The sequence below is a fragment of the Mycolicibacterium duvalii genome (assembly GCF_010726645.1).
Taxonomy (GTDB): domain Bacteria; phylum Actinomycetota; class Actinomycetes; order Mycobacteriales; family Mycobacteriaceae; genus Mycobacterium; species Mycobacterium duvalii.
The window spans coordinates 1,698,331-1,717,347 of the sequence record NZ_AP022563.1; the positions used below are offsets into that span (position 1 = coordinate 1,698,331).

At 68.9% G+C, this 19,017-nt stretch carries 18 protein-coding genes; 3 read left to right on the plus strand and 15 right to left on the minus strand.

Translation table 11 applies throughout. The features are described from left to right. Window positions 1–15: 15 nt before the first annotated feature. The 14 genes from G6N31_RS07765 to lspA form a co-directional block, all read right to left on the minus strand. Complete coding sequence (locus G6N31_RS07765; RefSeq protein ID WP_098001335.1) at window positions 16–717, minus strand: GntR family transcriptional regulator; 702 nt, start codon at window positions 715–717, stop codon at window positions 16–18. Next, window positions 714–2,096, minus strand: a complete 1,383-nt coding sequence (gene hydA / locus G6N31_RS07770) for a dihydropyrimidinase (protein WP_220098544.1) — start codon at window positions 2,094–2,096, stop codon at window positions 714–716. Before hydA ends, G6N31_RS07765 begins: the two co-directional genes overlap by 4 nt. Continuing rightward, the gene (locus G6N31_RS07775; protein ID WP_098001331.1) at window positions 2,093–3,616 is read right to left on the minus strand and encodes an amidohydrolase family protein; all 1,524 of its coding nucleotides are present in this window, start codon (window positions 3,614–3,616) and stop codon (window positions 2,093–2,095) included. Before G6N31_RS07775 ends, hydA begins: the two co-directional genes overlap by 4 nt. After that, window positions 3,616–4,503, minus strand: a complete 888-nt coding sequence (locus tag G6N31_RS07780) for a carbon-nitrogen hydrolase family protein (protein ID WP_098001329.1) — start codon at window positions 4,501–4,503, stop codon at window positions 3,616–3,618. The genes G6N31_RS07775 and G6N31_RS07780 overlap by 1 nt, the downstream gene beginning before the upstream one ends. Further along, window positions 4,500–5,318 carry an ABC transporter ATP-binding protein gene (locus G6N31_RS07785; protein ID WP_098001327.1) on the minus strand — a complete coding sequence of 273 codons (819 nt, stop codon included), beginning with the start codon at window positions 5,316–5,318 and terminating at the stop codon, window positions 4,500–4,502. The genes G6N31_RS07780 and G6N31_RS07785 overlap by 4 nt, the downstream gene beginning before the upstream one ends. Continuing rightward, a complete protein-coding gene (locus G6N31_RS07790; RefSeq protein WP_098001325.1) occupies window positions 5,315–6,208 on the minus strand; it encodes an ABC transporter permease in 894 nt (297 codons plus the stop codon). Before G6N31_RS07790 ends, G6N31_RS07785 begins: the two co-directional genes overlap by 4 nt. After that, on the minus strand, window positions 6,205–7,272 hold the full coding sequence (locus G6N31_RS07795; protein ID WP_098001323.1) for an ABC transporter substrate-binding protein: 1,068 nt from the start codon (window positions 7,270–7,272) through the stop codon (window positions 6,205–6,207). The genes G6N31_RS07790 and G6N31_RS07795 overlap by 4 nt, the downstream gene beginning before the upstream one ends. Beyond that, a complete protein-coding gene (locus G6N31_RS07800) occupies window positions 7,269–8,180 on the minus strand; it encodes an ABC transporter substrate-binding protein (protein ID WP_133117651.1) in 912 nt (303 codons plus the stop codon). Before G6N31_RS07800 ends, G6N31_RS07795 begins: the two co-directional genes overlap by 4 nt. After that, window positions 8,177–8,710: a hypothetical protein gene (locus G6N31_RS07805; protein ID WP_133117650.1), complete on the minus strand. Its 534-nt coding sequence runs from the start codon at window positions 8,708–8,710 to the stop codon at window positions 8,177–8,179. The genes G6N31_RS07800 and G6N31_RS07805 overlap by 4 nt, the downstream gene beginning before the upstream one ends. Before the next feature lie 121 nt (window positions 8,711–8,831). Next, window positions 8,832–10,037, minus strand: a complete 1,206-nt coding sequence (locus tag G6N31_RS07810) for an MFS transporter (RefSeq protein ID WP_098001317.1) — start codon at window positions 10,035–10,037, stop codon at window positions 8,832–8,834. Then, window positions 10,034–13,585 carry a DNA polymerase III subunit alpha gene (gene dnaE / locus G6N31_RS07815; protein WP_098001315.1) on the minus strand — a complete coding sequence of 1,184 codons (3,552 nt, stop codon included), beginning with the start codon at window positions 13,583–13,585 and terminating at the stop codon, window positions 10,034–10,036. The genes G6N31_RS07810 and dnaE overlap by 4 nt, the downstream gene beginning before the upstream one ends. Window positions 13,586–13,644: 59 nt before the next feature. Then, window positions 13,645–14,541 carry an EamA family transporter RarD gene (rarD, locus tag G6N31_RS07820; protein ID WP_098001314.1) on the minus strand — a complete coding sequence of 299 codons (897 nt, stop codon included), beginning with the start codon at window positions 14,539–14,541 and terminating at the stop codon, window positions 13,645–13,647. Next, window positions 14,538–15,467: an RluA family pseudouridine synthase gene (locus G6N31_RS07825; RefSeq protein ID WP_098001312.1), complete on the minus strand. Its 930-nt coding sequence runs from the start codon at window positions 15,465–15,467 to the stop codon at window positions 14,538–14,540. Before G6N31_RS07825 ends, rarD begins: the two co-directional genes overlap by 4 nt. Continuing rightward, window positions 15,464–16,063 carry a signal peptidase II gene (lspA, locus tag G6N31_RS07830; RefSeq protein WP_234815154.1) on the minus strand — a complete coding sequence of 200 codons (600 nt, stop codon included), beginning with the start codon at window positions 16,061–16,063 and terminating at the stop codon, window positions 15,464–15,466. Before lspA ends, G6N31_RS07825 begins: the two co-directional genes overlap by 4 nt. Before the next feature lie 42 nt (window positions 16,064–16,105). Between lspA and G6N31_RS07835 the strand changes: the two genes are divergently transcribed. Beyond that, a complete protein-coding gene (locus G6N31_RS07835) occupies window positions 16,106–17,035 on the plus strand; it encodes an asparaginase (RefSeq protein WP_098001310.1) in 930 nt (309 codons plus the stop codon). Between the two features lie 6 nt (window positions 17,036–17,041). On the opposite strand, the gene G6N31_RS07840 is transcribed toward G6N31_RS07835, so the two are convergent. Continuing rightward, on the minus strand, window positions 17,042–18,391 hold the full coding sequence (locus tag G6N31_RS07840) for a DNA polymerase IV (RefSeq protein ID WP_098001309.1): 1,350 nt from the start codon (window positions 18,389–18,391) through the stop codon (window positions 17,042–17,044). Window positions 18,392–18,423: 32 nt separating this feature from the next. Here G6N31_RS07840 and G6N31_RS07845 point away from each other — a divergent pair, with 32 nt between their 5' ends. Both G6N31_RS07845 and usfY read left to right on the plus strand, forming a co-directional pair. Further along, window positions 18,424–18,642, plus strand: coding sequence for an RNA-binding S4 domain-containing protein (locus tag G6N31_RS07845; RefSeq protein ID WP_098001307.1), 219 nt, complete (start codon window positions 18,424–18,426; stop codon window positions 18,640–18,642). A 56-nt stretch (window positions 18,643–18,698) separates the two neighbouring features. Beyond that, on the plus strand, window positions 18,699–19,010 hold the full coding sequence (gene usfY / locus G6N31_RS07850; protein WP_098001305.1) for a protein UsfY: 312 nt from the start codon (window positions 18,699–18,701) through the stop codon (window positions 19,008–19,010). Window positions 19,011–19,017: the final 7 nt, after the last annotated feature.

The following is a 19,017-nucleotide window of genomic DNA, read 5'->3' on the forward strand; positions in this document are numbered from 1 at the left end:
ACCTTTCGCTGGAAATCAGGACAGGGTGGTGTCGGTGTGCGCACGCTGCGCATCGTCGGCGCCGCGGCGGACGTGCGCTTCGGCCGCGGCGACCGCGCGGCCGACGTCACCGCTGCACAACTCGTCGAGGAGGAGCTGATGCTGCTCGACCGCCGGTAGCGTGCGGCCGGGATCGCGATAACTCAGCTCGGCGGCCACGTCGAGGCATTGGAGCAGATAACCGTCGAGGAGCCCGGCGAACCGGTCACCGAACGCAATGCGGTAGATCGAGCTGTGAAACGCCAGATGGATCTCCGAGAACTCCTCGGAGCCGACGCCGTGTGCGTCGATCACCTCGACCATCGCATCGAGCAGGGCGCGGGGTTCGGCCCACTGCTCCGGTTTGGCGCGTTCGCAGGCCAGCCGCGCCGCGAGCTTCTCCAGTTCGGCGCGAACCAGGAACAGGTCCTCGATCTCATCGGCGCCGATGCCTCGCGACCACAGCCCGCCCCCGCTACCCCGTTCGGCGAATCCGTCGCTTTCCAGGCGACGCAACGCGTCCCGCACAGGAGTCCGGCTCACCCCGAGCTGAGCGGCCAGCTCCGTCTCCACCAGATGGGTGCCGTGCGGTATCTGACCGGTGATCAGCGCGTGCCGCAGCGCCCGGTACACGTGTTCGTAGGTCTTGCGGCGCGTCTGGGCCGACAACGAGGCGATTCCCTGCAGACGCTCGCTCACAGCTGCCCGCTCTGTTCGCGTCGCAGGTACCGTCCCGCACCGTGCTTGCCGACGAAGAGGCCGTCGACCACGACCGGGCGTCCCGCCGAGATGACGCTGCGAACCGCACCACGCAGAGTCCAGCCCTCGTACATGCTGTAGTCGACCTTCATGTGATGGGTTTCGGCGCTGATGGTCGTCGAACCGTTCGGATCGAAGATCACGAGATCAGCATCGGACCCCACGGCGATGGCGCCCTTGCGCGGGAACAAGCCGAACAACCGCGCAGGCGTGGTGGAGAAGACGTCGACCATCCGCCGAAGCGAAAGATGTCCCGCCACAACACCGCCCGAGTACATCAACTGCAGACGGTGTTCTATCCCGGGGCCGCCGTTGGGAATCTTCGAGAAGTCGTGGGCACCGATCGTCTTCTGGCCGTTGAGGCAGAACGGGCAGTGGTCGGTCGACACCACCTGCAGGTCGTCGGTACGCAGGCCCCGCCAGAGATGTTGCTGGTGGTGCGACGGGCGCAGCGGCGGAGTGAGCACGTACTTGGCGGTGTCGAAGCTCTCGTCGTCGTAGACGCTGGAGTCCAGGAACAGGTAGTGCGGACACGTCTCGGCGAACACCGGCCGCCCGCGGTCACGGGCCCCGGTCACCTCCTGCAGCGCCTCCGCGCACGACAAGTGCACGAAATACACCGGCGCGTCCGCCATTTCAGCCAGCGCGATCGCACGGTGGGTGGCCTCGGCCTCCGCCAGCTCGGGCCGGGTGCGGCCGTGCCAGGACGGGTTGGTGCGGCCCTGGGCCAGGGCGCGGCGCACCAGCACGTCGATGACCGGACCGTTCTCGGCGTGAATGCAGCACAGCGCGCCGACCTGGCCGGCCCGCTCGATGACCTGGAACAGGGTCGCGTCGTCGACCATCAGCTCACCCGGGTACGCCATGAACATCTTGATGCTGGTGACACCCTCGTCGACCAGTTCGTCGATCTCGCCGAGCGATTCGGCGGCCATGTCGGTGATCACGATGTGTTGGGCGTAGTCGATGACGGCCTTGCCCTCGGCCGCGGCCAGCCCGTCGTCGATCGCGGCCCGCAGGTGCTGCCCCCTGCGCTGCTGGGCGAAGTTCACCACCGTCGTCGTGCCGCCCATCGCTGCGGCGATCGTGCCGGACTCATAGTCGTCGGCGGTGGTGGTGCTGGCCAGGCTGAACGCCAGATGGGTGTGCGGATCCACCCCGCCCGGCAACAGGTAGCAGTCGCTCGCGTCGATCACCTGGTCGGCCGGGATGTCCAGCGCGGCCCCGATCGTGGTCACCTTGCCGTCGGCGACGTACACGTCGGCGACGTAGTCGTCGGCGGCCGTGACCACCCGCGCGCCCTTGATCAGCAGGCTCACAGCACACCCACCCATGCTCGTTCGTCGTCACTGAATCTGTTGATGCCCACGGCCTCCCGGCAGCAGCGCTGGTAGATCGCACGAAAGTGCGGCATGAGCGCGTGATTGCGCTGCTCGATCTCGGCGTAGCGGTGGAGGTACTCCCCTCCGAGCTCGCGCACCTCGGCCAGCACCGCGTCCTCGTCGATGTGCAGGCAGCGTCCGTCGCGGACGACGACCTCGCCGTTGACCCACACCTCGGTGATCGAGTCGCCGTTCTCCACGTAGACCAGATGCCGGGCGACGTCGTTGGCCGGGGTGAAGTTCAACGCGTTGAGGTCGAGCATCACCAGATCCGCCTTGCGACCGGGCGCGATGGCGCCGACCTGGTCGGCCAGCCGCGCCGACCTGGCCCCGCCGCGGGTGGCGGCCCACAGCACCTCGTCGGCGGTGGGCCATGCCTCGAAGTCGGGCTGAGTCACCTTGTGCAACAGAGCCGCCGACTTCACCACGTCGAACATCCGCGCTGAGTCGTTGCTGGACAGCCCGTCCGAGCCCAGCCCGATGTTGACCCCGGCGTCGAGCAGGGCGCGCCACGGTGCGATGCCCGAGCCGAGCTTGAGATTCGAGATCGGGTTGTGCGCCACCGACGCCCCGACCGCGCCGAGCCGTTCGATGTCGCTGTCGGTCAGCCAGATACCGTGCGCCAGCGTGGCGCGGTCGGTCAGCACTCCGAGCGAGTCCAGGTACTCGACCAGGGTCGACCCGTAGAACTCCCGGCCGGTCACGGCCTGCATCTTGGTTTCCAGCACATGCACGTGGAAGGTCGTGTCGTGCTCGCGCGACAACTCGTTGGCGGCGACGAACAACTCCTCGGTGCATCGCTGCGGGCCGCTGGGCGCGATCACATAACGCAGCCGGCCCGCCCGGCCGTCGAAGCGTGTCAGCGCCTCCTTGCTGAACTGCACGTAGTCCTCAGTGGTCCGCGGCGCGACCGCGCGGGCCTCGGTGACCAGCTCCGCCGGCACCATCTCGTCGACGAACGGGATGGTGTCGATGTAGCGCCGGTTGACGATGTTGCCCGAGCAGTTGGCGCGGATGCCGATGTCCTCGTACCCCCGGAAGACGGCTTCCAGGGCGGTCAGGCTCTGCGTGGGCGACTCGATGACGTCGTCGAGCAGGCAGGTGGCGCCGTTGCGCAGCGACTCCATGCCCACCAGCAGCGTGCGCAGATAGATCAGCCGCTCCGACATCGGCTCTAAGCCGAGGATCGGATAGGACAGCAGCATCCACAGTTCCAGGGGCAGGTTGTCGTAGCGGCCCTTGAACAGCGCCTCCCACGAGTGCACGTGCGCATTGACCAGGCCGGGCATCAACAGCCGGTGGGTGCAGTCGATGATCTCGGCCCCGTCGGGCACGGGCAGATCCGGCGCCACCGCGGTGATCCGGTCCCCGACCACCAGCACGTCGGATCGGAAGGGCCTGCTGCGGTTGGTGTCGTCCATTGCGACGACGAGAGCGTTGCGGAACAGGGTGCTCATCAGATCTCCTCGGCACTGGGGAAAAGGTCGGTGCGGCGGTGGTCGAAATAGCGCAGCGCGCGGCGGGTCTCGACGAGGCTGCCGATGTCGAGCTCGGCGATCACCAGGCCGGGACCGTCGGCGCCGGGCCGGTGCGCGATCACCTCGCCGTCGGGGCCGACGATGCAGGAGGCGCCGAAGTTCTCGACGGCGTGGCCGCCCACCCATTCCACCCCGATCTTGTTGGCCGCCACGGCGAACAACCCGTTCTCACGGGCGTGGGTGCGCAGTTCGGCCAGGAAGAAGTCGACGCTGTCACCACCGCTGCCGGCGACCGGGACGGTCACGAGATCCGCCCGCAGCGCCCGCAGTTCCCGCCAACACTCGGGGAATCGACGGTCATAGCAGATCGGGATACCGAGGCGCGCACCGGCCACGGTGTGCACCCCGAGCCACTGCCCGGGGGTGAAATGCGCCGGTTCGTCGAACCCCGGTGCCGGAAAGTCACCGACCGGCAGGTGCAGTTTGCGGGCGACCGTGTGGGTCTGTCCAGCCCGGTCGACGCACGGCACGACGGCGCCGCGCTCGTCGAGCACCACCGCCGCGTTGTGGAACGTGTGGGTGCTGTCGTCCCTTTCGAACAGCGGAAGCACCACCGCCACACCCAGTTCCGCCGCGCGCACGGAGATGGAGTCGGTCTGCGGGCCGGGCACTGGCTGCGCCCAGTCCCGGTAGGCGCCGGGTGGTTCGCCGCAGAAGTACGGCGTGGCGGCCAACTCGGGGAACACGACCAGGCCGGCACCCGCGGCGGCCGCGTCGGTCAGCGCTGCCTCGACCACCGCCAGGTTCTTGTCGGGGTCGTCCGCACACGCCGGGAGCTGGGCCGCCGCGACGACGAGCGTGCTCATCTGCGCGCCCTCTCCTGCTGGGCGAACGCGCGGTCGACCTCGTCGGCGAGCAGGTCGACGAGCTGGTCGTGCAGCGCATGGTACTCCGGCGATCGCGGGTCGCGCGGGCGTTCCATTTCGACGTCGACCATCGCCTTGATCCGGCCGGGCCGCGCGGTGAACACCACGATGCGGTCGGCCAGCGCCACCGCCTCGTCGATGCTGTGCGTGACGAACAGCACCGAAGCGCCGCTCTCCGCGCGCAGCGAGGCGATGTAGTTCTGCAGCTTCGCGCGGGTCTGCACGTCCAGCGCGGCGAACGGTTCGTCCATCAGCAGCACGCGCGGCTGCATCGCCAGCGCGCGGGCGATCGCCGCGCGCTGGCGCATCCCGCCCGACAGGCCGTCCGGCTGTGCGTCGGCGAAGTCGCCGAGCCCCATGGTCTGCAGCAGATCCCTTGCGGTCTCGCGCCGTTCGGCCTTCGGCACACCGCGCAGCTTCAGCCCGAAGCTGACATTGTCGGCGACCGACATCCACGGATACAGCGAGGACTGCTGAAAGATCATGCAGCGGTCGGGACCGGGTCCGATCACGGGCGCACCGTCGGCGGTGATCTCACCCGACGTGACCGGCTCCAGGCCGGCGATCATCGACAGCAGGGTGGATTTCCCGCAGCCGCTGGGGCCGAGGATGACGACGAACTCCCCCGGGGCCACGTCGAGGTTGACCGAGTCGACGGCGACCACCTCGGATCCGCTGTCGCCGAACACCTTGCTGACGGCACGGCAGTGCACCGCCCCGGTGGCCTGCTTGGCTTCTGCTGCTGCCGGTGTCATCGGAGGGCTCCCTTCCCGACCGGCTGCCACCACAGCAACCGGTTCTGCATCTGGCGGAACGCGATGTCGAGCAGGTAGCCGGCGATGCCGATGACGGTCATCGAGAAGAACACCAGACTCGAGTTGAAGGTGTTGCGGGCCAACATGACCACCTGGCCGAGCCCGCTGCCGACGCCGACGGCCTCGGCCAGCAGCACGACCATCCACGCGGCGAACAGGTTCAGCCGCAAGCTCTGCAGCAGGCCGGGCAGGATCGAGGGCAGGATGACCTGGAACAGGATCTGGCGCCGGGAGGCGCCCATCGTGCGGGCCACGTCGATATAGGTCGTGGGCACGTCATTGATCAGGCCGATCGTCGCCAGCGTCATGACGAAGTAGACGCCGATGAACACCATGAAGATCGCCGGACCGTCGCCGATACCGAACAGGAAGATCGACACGGGCAGCCACGCAATCGGCGAGATCGGCGCCAGCAGCGTGATCGTCGGCAGCACCAGGCCGCGCACCATCAGGAACTGGCTGATCAGCACGCCGGTGATGAGGCTGGCGAGGAAGCCCAGCGCCAGGCCGGCCAGCACGCGCAGCACGGTCGCGAGCACCGTGCCGGCCACCGCGACCACCGGGGTGGCCTGTTCGGCGCCGATAGTTGCGGTGTCGAAGAACTGGGCCTGGCTGCTGAAATCCTGCAGGAAGATGTGCGGCGGCGGCAGGAGCAGCTCGGGCGCCCATCCCATCAGCCACGCCAGTTCCCAGATACCGGCGAACAGGGCCACCGACGCCACCCACCACGCGGCGGCGGCGCCGAGACGGCGGTATCTGCCGCGCGAGCGTCGCGGTGCGGCGGGCGCGGTGCGCTGGGCCGGCAGGTCGATGTGCGTGATGGCGGTCATGCGGTCTTCACCTTCAGCGAGTTGTAGAGGCTCTGGTTTTCGCTGATCACCTCTTCGAGCAACGACCAGTCGGCGATCTTCTCGTCGGGCAGCTTCTTCAGGTAGCCGAGGTCTTTCATGCCGACCGCGCGGTCGAGCATGAACTGGGTCTTGTTGCGCTGGTCGACGACGTTGGGCTGTTTGGTCGATGCGTCGAGTGCGTCCTCGAGGCTGGTCTTGAAGTAGGTACCGACGGCCACCTCGACGGCGGCGCTGCGGTCCGCCTCGGTCTGCTGCTGGGCTTCGAACAATCCCTTGATCACCGCCTTGACGGCCTTCGGATTCTCCTGCAGCAACGGATTGCGCACGGCCAGCACGCAGTCGGTGTATCCAGGACCGTAGACGTCCTTGCCGTCGGAGAGCAGCACCGATCCGGTCCTGCCGTTGAGCGCCTGGGTGACGTAGGGCTCGATGTGACACATGCTGTCGATGGAGCCGCTGATGAATGCCTGGGCGAGCTCGGGCGAGGTACCGAAGTACCGAACCTCGATGTCGCCGAACGACATTCCCGCTTTCTGCAGGTAGTCGTAAGGCAGCATTTCGAGGGTGTCGGCCTGGAAGGTGCCGAGCGTCTTACCCCGCATGTCGGCCGCGGAGGTGATGCCCGGCTGCGCCACGATCGAGCAGCCTTCGACGCCGCCACCCGCGACGATGGTCACCGGCGCGCCGGCGTCGTACAGGGTGAGAAACTGGGTGTAGGGCACCAGCGACATGTCGACCTGACCGGCGCCGAACAAGGTGACGATGTCGGCGTTGGTCGGTGTCACGACGAACTCGATTGCGGTGCCGTCGGGTTCACTGAGCTTGCGTTCCTTGGTCAGGAAGATCCCCAGATTGCACAGCCCGGTCCCATGGGTGGCCTTGAGGGTGGTGACCCCGGCCGCGTTGGGCGCCGTGCCGGCGGTGCCGGCGGTGCCGGAACAGCCGCTGAGCAGCCAGGCCGGGACAGCGACCGCCGCTCCGGCGATCGCGGTGTTGCGGAAGAACATGCGGCGGCTGACGGGTGCGGTGATCTTTTCTCTCATCGGGCGTTCTCCTTGGCGGTGGTGCGGGCTGCGAGCTCGGCGTTGAGCAGGTCGAGATTGACGGCGTGGAGCGGTAGATCGACGTCGGCGGGTACGAGGCCCAGGGACCGCAGGGTCTCCCACCTCCCGTAGACGGTGGCGGTGAGGTCACGGATGTCGACCATCGAGGGCTGACGTCCGACGGCATCGACGAGTTCGTCGAGGCGGTATCCGGGGAAGAACTTCTGCGCGTGACGCACGGCGGCCGGAAGGTCGGCGACGATCAGGTCGTAGGCCCGCAGCATCGCCCGGATGGCCGCGCGCACGTGATCGGGATGTTCCCGCAGGAACCGACTGGACGCCACGAGGGTGGTGTCGGGGAACGGGTGACCCCACACGTCGGTGCCATCGCTGAGAACGTGTCCGCCCGCGGCGCGCACCCGGCCCGCGTAGGGTTCGGCCAGGGTCAGCGCGGCCAGTTCCCCGGCCGTGAAGGCCTCGATGGCGTCTTCGAGCACGCCGAAGTAACGGATCTCGACGTCACTCGTGGCCAGCCCGGCGGCGGCCAGCACATCGTGGAGCAGCACCTCCATCGGGTCCGCGCGGAAGGTCCCCACGGGGTGCCCGGCCAGCGCAGCGGCGTCGGACACCGGATCGCGGGTGAGCACGAATACCCCCATCAGACCGCTGCCGGCGACCAGGATCGGCGGGTCGGGCCGGCATGCGTCGATCAGCGGCTGGGTGAACCCGGCGGTGCCGAGATCGGCTACACCGGTGGCGAGAAGCTCTGCGGTGGAACCGATGTCGTCGAAGTAGGGCGCCTCCACGCGCAGCCCCTCGTCGGCGAAGAGCCCCTCCCCGACGGCGACGAAGAGGGGAAGATTCGACAGGGAGCAACCATGGGTGAGGACGAGGGTCCGCGAGTTCATGCGGCGCACCCGGCGCGGTGCCCGCGCACCAGAGCGGTCGACACCGGCACCTCACCGAGTCCGCTGCCAACCACCCGCCAGCCGCCCCGAGCGCCCGGCGCGGTCGCGGCGACGACCGCGACGGTGCGCACCAGGAGTCGGCCGTCCCGGTCCCCCGCCAGGATCGTCGCGGCGTCGTCGTAGGAGATGGCGATGGCCGGGCCGCCGAGATCGGTCTGCGCCACGACGCGGATGTCGAGTCCGGGCACGGCAATCCAGCCGCCGTGCACCTCGGCGAGTGCGGTGGATGCCACGGCACGGCCTGGTCCCGATACCTGCAACGCGGCCTGGGTCGCAGGCGGCAGCGTGGTGTCGTCGGCGGCCACCGCCACCAGTTCGGTCTCGGACGCGCAACACCGTCGGCCCTGTCCGGCTGCGATGTGCAGACGTCGGCTCAGCACGTCACCGAGATCGTCGAACGCCTCATCGGGGGCCACCCCGGGCCACTCGACAACGACCAGCCGGCTCGTTGTGTCCTGTATACAACGCATGCAGAGCATTAGATGCAGCTGCTGTTTCGGAAGTGTTACCCGAGCTACCTCGCCGCGTTAACGGTTCCTCACCTTGTCGGCGGGGCGACCGACCGCGTTGTGCGCGAGCGTAAGTCGCGCCTCAGCGTCGATGACCCCGCGCCGCACGCCACACGACGGGCAGAAATCCCAGCGCCAGGATCTGGATTCCGGCCACCACCACGACCAACGCCGTAACCGACTGTGAATACAGAAACCCGGTGAGCGCACCGCCCACCGCGGCGGCCGCGCCGATCACCGCGGCATAGATTCCGTAGGCGGTGGCGCGCCGGCCGGGTTCGACCAGATCGGCGACCACCGCGCGCAGGGTGGACTCCTGGATGCCGACCGCGGCGCCCCAGAGCAGCGCACCCGCGACCACCATCGCGATGTGCGCGCCGAACGCCAGCAGCGGCACCAGCGCCGCGAGGACCGGGAGCCAGCCGAGCACCCGGGGGCCGACCCGGTCGTAGCGCCATCCCAGGACCAGCGCGGCCACCGCATCGGCGGCCATCGCCGCCGCGTAGATCACCGGCACCGCGGCGACCGCGACCACCCCGGAGGTGACTTGATGGAACGACAGCACCCCGAACGTCGCGAATCCCGTCATCGTCAACGCGGAGAAACCCGAGTACAGCCAGAACGAGCGCGGCAGGGCGCGTACGAAGGTGCGCGCGGGTCCGGGCTCCGGATGCGGGGCCGCACACTCGTAGAGACCGGGCTGCGGCACGGCCGAACGCAGCCAGAACAGCAGCACCAGCACACCCGCCCCGGGGATCGCCTGTAACGCGAAGGTGGGGCCGTAGTCGCCGTCGAAGATCACCAGCATGGCCGCCACCGCGAGCGGTCCGGCGAACGCCCCGACCTGATCCATCGCCTCGTGCACGGCGAAACCCCGACCACGCCCGGTGACTGCGGTGGCATGCGACAGCAGCGTGTCCTTGGCGGGGCTGCGCACCGCCTTCCCCACCCGTTCTGCGATCACCAGCGCCGCGGCGATCCACAGCGCTCCGGCCACGCCCAGAAACGGCACGGTCGCCACCGTCAGGAAGTAGCCGGCGATCGCCCAGGTCCAGAACCGCCCGGTGCGGTCGGCCAGCGGACCCGACACGACCCGCAAGACCAGCGCGGCCGCCTCCCCCACCCCGGTCACCACGCCCACCACCAGCGCCGTCGCACCGAGAGACGCCAGCAGCGGTCCGGTGATCGATCGGGCGCCCTCGTAGACGACGTCGGCGAGCAGGCTCACCGCGCCGAAGGTGGTGACAAACCGCCAGGCGCTCAGGCGAACCGGCGGAGGGCGGCTCACCCGCCCAGACAGCCGGGGCCGAGCAGTTCCTTGAGGTCGCCCATCAGCGCGGACGACGGGGTCACCCGCAGAGACTGGTCCAGTTCGAGGGTGGTGATCCGCTCCCCGCTGATCAACCGCAGATGCACCTGCGCGGGGCCGGGATGGCGTGCCAGCACTTGCTTGAGCGCGCTGACCTTATCCACGGTGCACTGCCGTGTCGGGAGACTCACTGCCACCGGCTTGTTCACCTGTGCACTCGAAAAGTCGGGTACCACAAGCTCGTTGGCGATCAACGAGATCCGGTCGTCACGGATGGCCACCTTGGCGCCGACGAGCACCACGACGTCGTCGGCGATCTCGGCGCCGAACAAGGAGTAGGTCTGGGGGAAGAACAGCACTTCGATACCGCCGGTGAGGTCCTCCAATTGGGCGGAGGCCCAGGGCAACCCGTTCTTGTTGACCCGCCGGTTCACCGAGGCCAGGATGCCGCCGACGCGCACCTGGGACTCGTTGGGGACGTCGCCGTCGAGGATGGCCGGGATCTGGGTGTCGACCTGCGCGGCCAGCATGTGCGCGATGCCGTTGAGAGGATGTCCGGACACGTACAGGCCGAGCATCTCACGCTCCAGCGCCAGCTTGTGTTTGTCCTCCCACTCCTCGTCGGGCACCTTGATCGTGAACACCGACTCCGTGGCCGAATCCCCGCCACCGAACAGGTCGAACTGGCCCATCGCCTCGGCCTTCTTGGTGCCCAGCACCGAATCGACCGCATCGGTGTGCACCAGGAACAGCCCCTTGCGGGGGTGGCCCAGCGAATCGAACGCACCGGCCTTGATCAGCGACTCGGTGACCTTCTTGTTGCAGGCCGCAATGTCGATCTTGTTGAGGTAGTCGGAGAAATCGGCGAACTTTCCCTTCTCACTGCGGGTGCTGACGAGCGAGGTAACCACGTTGGCGCCGACGTTGCGGATCGCGCCCATCCCGAACCGGATGTCGTCACCGACCGAGGTGAAGTTCTGCACCGACTCGTTGACGTCGGGGGGCAGCACCGTGATGCCCAGGCGCCGGCAGTCCGCGAGGTAGACCGCGGCCTTGTCCTTGTCGTCACCCACGGAGGTGAGCAGCCCGGCCATGTACTCGGCCGGGTAGTTGGCCTTCAGATAGGCCGTCCAGTAGGACACCAGCCCGTACCCGGCGGCATGCGACTTGTTGAACGCGTATCCGGCGAACGGGAGGATGGTGTCCCACAAGGCCTTCACCGCGCCTTCGGAGAACCCGTTGGCGGTCATTCCCTCCCGGAAGCCCTTGTATTCGGCCTCGAGCACCTCGAGCTTCTTCTTGCCCATCGCCTTACGCAGCGCGTCGGCCTTACCCATCGTGTAGGACGCGACCTTCTGCGCGATGAACATGATCTGTTCCTGGTAGACGATCAGGCCGTAGGTCTCGGCGAGGATGTCTTTGAGCGGCTCCTCGAGTTCCGGATGGATCGGTTTGATCGCCTGCCGGTTGTTCTTGCGGTCGGCGTAGTCGTTGTGGGCGTTCATCCCCATCGGTCCGGGCCGGTAGAGGGCCAGCACCGCGACGATGTCGTTGAACTCGGTGGGCTGCATGCGCCGTAGCAGGTCGCGCATCGGACCGCCGTCGAGCTGGAACACCCCCAGGGTGTCGCCGCGGCCGAGCAGTTCGTAGGCCTTCGGGTCGTCGAGCGCCAGAGATTCGAGGTCGACGTCGACGCCCCGATTGGTCTTGATGTTCTCGATGCAGTCGCCGATGATCGTCAGGTTGCGCAACCCGAGGAAGTCCATCTTCAGCAGACCGATGTCCTCGCACGACGGGTAGTCCCACCCGGTGATCACCGCCCCGTCCTGCGGACGGCGCCACAGCGGGATCGAGTCGATGAGCGGTTCGGAGCTCATGATCACCGCGCAGGCGTGCACACCGGCGTTGCGGACCAGCCCCTCCAGGCCGCGGGCGGTCTCGTAGATGGTGCGGACGTCGGGATCGGTGTCGATCAGAGCGCGGACCTCGGCGGCCTCTTTGTAGCGCTCATGGGTGGGGTCGGTGATCCCCGACACCGGGATGTCCTTGGCCATGATCGGCGGGGGCAACGCCTTGGTGATCCGGTCGGCGATCGCGAAGCCCGGCTGCCCGTAGTGCACCCGGGCGGAATCCTTCAGGGCTGCTTTGGTTTTGATGGTGCCAAAGGTGATGACCTGGGCCACCCGGTCGCTGCCCCACTTGTTGGCCGCATAGCGAAGCATCTCGCCGCGCCGACGGTCGTCGAAGTCGATGTCGATGTCGGGCGCCGAGGGACGCTCGGGGTTGAGGAACCGCTCGAACAGCAGGCCGTGCGGGATGGGGTCGATGTTGGTGATGCCCAGTGCATAAGCCACCAGGGACCCGGCGGCCGACCCGCGGCCCGGCCCCACCCGGATGTCGACGGATTTCGCGTAGTTGATCAGGTCGGCCACGATCAGGAAGTAGGACGGGAAGCCCTTGTCGCAGATGACCTTGATCTCGTACTCGGCGCGCTCGACGTACTCCTGCCCCACCGCGCCCGGGAACCGGCGCTCCAACCCCGCCATCACCTCGTGGTGCAGCCACGACGCCTGGTCGTGTCCGTCGGGCACCGGGAAGATCGGCATCCGGTCCCGCGGAGTCCACACGTCGGCGTAGGACTGCACCCGCTCGGCGATCAGCAATGTCGAATCGCACGCCCCGGGCACCTGCCCGTCCCACAGAGCGCGCATCTCCGCGGCCGACTTCAGGTAGTAGCCGTCACCGTCGAACTTGAACCGGGTGGGATCCGACAGCGTCTTACCGGTCTGGATGCACAGCAACGCCTCATGGTTCTGGGCGGCGTCGCGGGTGACGTAGTGGCAGTCGTTGGTCGCCAACGGCGGGATGCCGAGCTTGCGGCCGATATCGAGCAGGCCTTCGCGCACGCGGCGCTCGATGTCGAGCCCATGGTCCATCAACTCGAGGAAGAAGTTGTCCGCACCGAAGATCTCCCGCCACTTGGCGGCGGCTTCCAGCGCCTCCCGTTCGTGGCCGAGCCGCAGCCGGGTCTGCACCTCCCCCGACGGGCAGCCGGTGGTGGCGATGATGCCCTCGGCGTGCTCGGCGATGATCTCGGCGTCCATGCGGGCCCACTTGCCGAGTTGGCCTTCGAACGACGCCAGCGACGACAGTTTGAACAGGTTGCGCAGTCCGGTGGCGTTCTCGGCGACCATCGTCATGTGCGTGTAGGACCCGCTGCCGGAGACGTCGTCGCTCTTCTGGCTGGGATCGCCCCACTGCACCCGTTTGGTCTCGAACCTCGACGCCGGCGCGATATAGGCCTCGATGCCGATGATCGGTTTGATGCCGGCGTCGGTGGCGGCGTTGTAGAACTCGCTGGCGCCGAACATGTTTCCGTGGTCGGTCATGCCGATCGCCGGCATCTGCAGCCGCTGCGCCTCGGCCAGCATCGGCTTGACCTTCGCCGCCCCGTCGAGCATGGAGTATTCGGTGTGGTTGTGCAGGTGCACGAACGAACCCGAGGACTGCGAATCCAGACTGCTCATAGGGTGGCCAGTCTATGACCGCCCACCGACACCGTTCGGCGTGTCGGGGATGCGTGTCTTCACGGCACCGGCGCCGAGATGCGCGCGGACCTCCGGTCGGCACGCGCGCGGCGCACGGCGTCGACGGTGAAGACCAGGAGCGCGGCCCAGATCAGGGCGAAACCGACCCACCGCGCAGGAGGCATCGGCTCCTGTCCCACGACCACGCCCCACGTCAGCTGCATCGCCGGGGTCATGTAGAACAACAGACCCAAGGTGACCAGTGCCAGCCGCTGCGCGGCGGCCGCGAACAGCAGCAGCGGCAGCGCGGTGAGCACGCCGGCCAGGATCATCAGCACGACGTGGCCGCCGCCGTGGGTGGTGAAGGTGCCGTGTCCGGTCACCTGCAGCACCACGACGTAGGCCAGTGCCAGCGGCGTGGCCAAGCCCGCCTCGACCCCGACGCTGACGCGCGGGTCGGTGGGCACCAGCTTCTTGACCGCCCCGTAGAGGCCGAACGAGAACGCCAGTCCCAGGCTCACCAGGGGCAGTGCGCCGAGGTTGACCGTCAGGACCGCCACCGCGGCGATCGCGATCCCCAACGCCCCCACCTGCCAGCCGTTGAGTCTCTCCCGGAACACCAGCAGCCCGAGCGCGATCGACACCAGCGGGTTGATGAAATAGCCCAGCGCCGCGTCGACGACATGACCGTTGTTCACGGCGTAGACGTAGATCAGCCAATTCACCGAGATCAACGCGGCGGCGGCGGTGAGCAGCAGCCATTCGCGGCCGGTGATGCGTCGCAGGTCGCCCAGCCGGCGCACGGCGGCGACCACGACGACCATCAGCAGGAAGCTCCAGATGATGCGGTGCGCGAGCACTTCGACGGCGCCGGCCGGCTTCAGCAACGGGAAGAACGCGGGGAACAGTCCCCACATCCCGTACGCGCCGACTCCGAAGAGCAGCCCGGACCTCACGGCTCGTGGTTTCGCAACACGTCGAGCGCATGCTGGAGGTCGTCGGGGTAGTCACTGACGATCTCCACCCGACGGCCGTCGGCGGGATGGGTGAAGGCCAGCGACCGGGCGTGCAGCCACTGCCGCTCCAGCCCCAGTTTCTTGGCCAGCGTCGGGTCGGCGCCGTAGGTGAGGTCGCCGCAGCACGGATGGTGCAGCGCCGCGAAATGCACCCGGATCTGGTGGGTACGGCCGGTTTCCAGCTCGATGTCGAGCAGGCTGGCCGCGCGGTGCGCCTCGAGGGTGTCGTAGTGCGTGATGCTGTGCCGGCCGCCCTCGACCACCGCGAACTTCCAGTCATGGCCGCGGTGCCGGCCGATCGGTGCGTCGATGGTCCCGCTGGACGGATCGGGGTGGCCCTGGACCAGGGCGTGATACCGCTTCTCCACGGTGCGCTGCTTGAACGCCCGCTTGAGCACCGTGTAGGCACGCTCGGACAACGCGACCACCATCACCCCCGACGTGCCCACGTCGAGCCGGTGCACGATGCCCTGGCGCTCGTGGATGCCCGAGGTGCTGATCCGGTAGCCCGCCGCGGCCAGGCCGCCCAGCACGGTCGGGCCGTGCCAGCCCACCGTCGCGTGCGCGGCGACGCCCGGCGGCTTGTCGACGGCCACGATGTCGTCGTCGGAGTACAGGATCTCCATGCCCTCGATCTCGACCGGGGTGTTCTCCACCGGCGCGGGCGGCTCCGGCAGCCGCACCTCCAGCCAGGCCCCGGCGGTCAGCTTGTCCGACTTGGCGGCGACGGTCCCGTCGAGTTCGACTCCGCCGTCCTCGGCCAGCGCGGCGGCCACCGTCCGCGACAGGCCCAGCAACCGGGCCAGTCCAGCGTCCACCCGCATCCCCGCCAGGCCGTCCGGCACCGGCATCGACCGCGTCGTCATGCGGGCTTTTCCTCGCCGTCCGGCGCGCGCCTCCCGACGGAATCGTCGCCGTCGTCCGGCTTGCGCCTCCCGACGGAATCGAAGTCGAATCCCAGCAACGACAACACGACCAGCAGAATCGCGCCGCCGACCACCGCGGGGTCGGCCACGTTGAACACCGGCCACCAACCGATCGACAGGAAGTCGACGACGTGGCCCTGCAGCGGTCCCGGAGACCGGAAGAACCGGTCGACCAGGTTGCCCAGCGCGCCGCCGAGGATCATCCCGAGGCCGAGCGCCCACCACGGCGACACCAGGCGCCGGCCCATCCAGATGATCCCCGCGGCCACTCCGGTCGCGATCAACGTCAGCACCCAGGTGTACCCGGTGGCCATCGAGAACGCCGCCCCGGAGTTGCGCACCAGCGTCCACGTCACGGTGTCACCGATGATCGACACCGGTTCACCCGGGGTGAGCAGTTCGACCGCGAGCACCTTGGTGACGATGTCCAGCACGAGCACCACCGCGGCCACCCCGAGCAGGAGACGCAGCCGGCGTCGCGGGGCGGGCTGCGCGAGCCGATCCTCGGCGGCCGGCCCGGTGGATTCGTCAGTCACGGGTCCATCATCGCAAAACCCGGATGCGCAACAATCGCAGCCATGGCCCGACTCGTCGTGATCACCACCGGCGGCACGATCGCAACCAGCGCAGACGTCGAGGGCGTGAAACGTCCCACCCGATCGGGCACCGACCTCACGGCCGGCCTCGACGTCGCGGTGAACGATGTGATGAACGTGGACAGCTCGGCTCTGCTGCCCGCGGACTGGGACCGCATCGCCGCTGCGGTGCGGGACGCCGCCGCCGACGCGGATGGCGTGGTCGTCACCCACGGCACCGACTCGCTGGAAGAGACGGCTCTGTGGCTGGCACTGACCTCCGACGCGGTCGTGCCGGTGGTGCTGACGGGCGCGCAACGCAGCGCTGACGCGCCGGAGCCCGACGGCCCGCGCAACCTGCGGGACGCCCTCACCGTGGCCGGCAGCCCGGCGGCGCGCGGGCTCGGCGTCGTCGTCACCTTCGCCGGCACCGTGTTCGCTGCGCTGGGGCTGGCCAAGACGGCAACCACGGACCTGCAGAGCTTCACCGGCCGGCCGCTCGGCACCGTCACGGCGGGCCGGTTCACCGCCACGACGTCGACTCCCGCGCGGCCGCACCTCGGATCGCTGCGCGCCGCGCGGGCGCCGCGGGTCGACATCGTCGCCGCGTATCCCGGTGCCGATGCGACGGCCTTGGACGCCTGCGTCGCGGCCGGAGCGCGCGGCATCGTCCTCGAGGCCATGGGCGCCGGGAATGCCGGGGCGGCGGTGGTCGACGGGGTGCGGCGGCACTGCCGCGACGGCGTGGTGGTGGCGGTCTCCACCCGGGTGCCGGGCGGGTTGGTCAGTCCCGGCTACGGCCCGGGCCGCGACCTGGCCGACGCGGGTGCGGTGATCGTGCCCCATCTCCGTCCGCCTCAGGCCCGCGTACTGCTGATGGCCACGCTGGCCGCCGGCGCGGAGGCGGCGGCCGTCTTCGCGCGCTGGGGCTGACGCCCGCTATGTCCGCGTGATCTCGTCAACGTAGTCGGGCCAGTCCAGACTGTCGGTCGGGTTGGCGCGCGACACCGCCGGATCGTCGATCGCCAGCGTGCGCGCCGGCCCCGGCCCGGTGCCGCGGGTCTCGAAACGCACGGTCATCACGCCGTGCCCGGCCCCCTGGATCCACCCGTGCCCGTGCTCGGTGTGCACGACGTCGTCGCCGAGCCGCCAGGCCGGCGCGACGTCGGCCACCTCGGTGACCGTGGCCGCGACGTCGTCTCTCGTCTCCTCGGCCACCGACTCCAACTCGGCGAACAGCGGTTCCTGCTGCACGCTGCTCAATCCCGAAAAACCCACGCCGACAAGGCGTATCGGCCCGATATCGACCGGATCGAGGAGCAGCCGACGGGCGGTGCCGATCAACGTGGCGGCATCGGTGGTGGCGTAGGGCAAGGTGGCCGAACGCGTCAGCGTGCTCATGTCGGATCGTTTCAGCTTCACCGTGACGGTGCGCGCGCCGCGGCCGTCTTTGGCCAGCCGGCGGTGCGCGTGGTCACCGATCGGACCGATGGCCTCCCGCAACTGGTCGAGCGTCCGCATGTCCTCGGCGAAGGTGGATTCCGCACTGATCTGTTTGGCCGGCGCGTTCTCGGCCACCGGCCGGTCATCGAGGCCACACGCCAGGCGGTGCAACGCCGGCCCGACGGTGGCCCCCAGGATGTTGGCGGCCTCGGCCTCGCTGAGCGCCGCGAACGCCCCGATCGTCTCGATGCCCAACCGGTGCAGCTTCTCCTCGGCCACCGGTCCGATCCCCCACAACCTGCGCACCGGCAGGCCGGCGAGCAGACGCTGTTCCTCGCCGCGGCCCACCACCCGGATGCCGTCCGGCTTGGCCAGTCCGGACGCGATCTTGGCGAGCTGCTTGCCCGAGCCGGCCCCCACCGAGGCCACCAAACCGGTCACGGCACGGACCTGCGCGCGCAGCTCCTCGCAGAAGGCCTCGACCTCGGCTTGTGGGGCGCCCGCCAGCTCAACCGGCTCCCCGAACGCCTCGTCGAAGGACAATTGTTCGAGCACCGGAACCCGCGTGCGCACGGTGTCGAACACCCGGCGGCTGGCCAGCCCGTAAACGACACCGCGCGGCGGCAACACCACGGCCGCGGCCCCGACGAGACGGCGTGCCTGGTGCATCGGCATCGCCGAACGCGCACCGTAGATCCGCGCCTCGTAGCTCGCCCCGGCCACGACACCCCGGCCGCCGACGCCGCCGACCAGGACCGGGCGGCCACGAAGAGTGGGTCGGGTCAGCTGCTCGACGGAGGCGAAGAACGCATCCATGTCCAGGTGCAGGACCCACCGCGCGCCCATCCTGACGATGCTAAGGCGCTACGGTGACGCTCATGGACGACGTGCCGATCCGCGACGACTCCATCCGCCTCGGCCAATTCCTGAAGCTGGCGAATCTCATCGACAGCGGCGCGGACGCCAAGGTGACGGTCGCCGAGGGCCGCGTGTCGGTGAACGACGAGATCGAGACCCGGCGCGGGCGCCAGCTGCACGCCGGCGACGTCGTCGTCCTCGACGGCCGCAGCGCGCGTGTCACCAGACCGTCACTGTGATGTAGCTCACTGCAGGCGTAGCCTCGAGGTATCTCTTCAGAAGAAAGGAGATACCGATGAAGGGCGCTCATCGCGACCCGGTCGACCACGTACGAACGACCCTGCAGCACGCCGGCGAGTCGTTCATCGACACGTTGTGGTGGCCCGGCCTGATCCTCATCGGCGTGGGTACCGCGCTGATCGCGGGCACCGTCGCCGCCACCGCCTATGGCAACCGGGATCTCTCCTTGGTGCTCGGCCTGATCGCCGGCGCGTTGGTCACCGCGGGAGCCCTGCTGGTCGCCCTGGAGCACCAGCGAGTCAAGCGGGTGGAACAGCGGTGGCGCGCCGAGCACCGCGACCGCGGGCCGCATATGCGCGCCGGCTGACGACCAC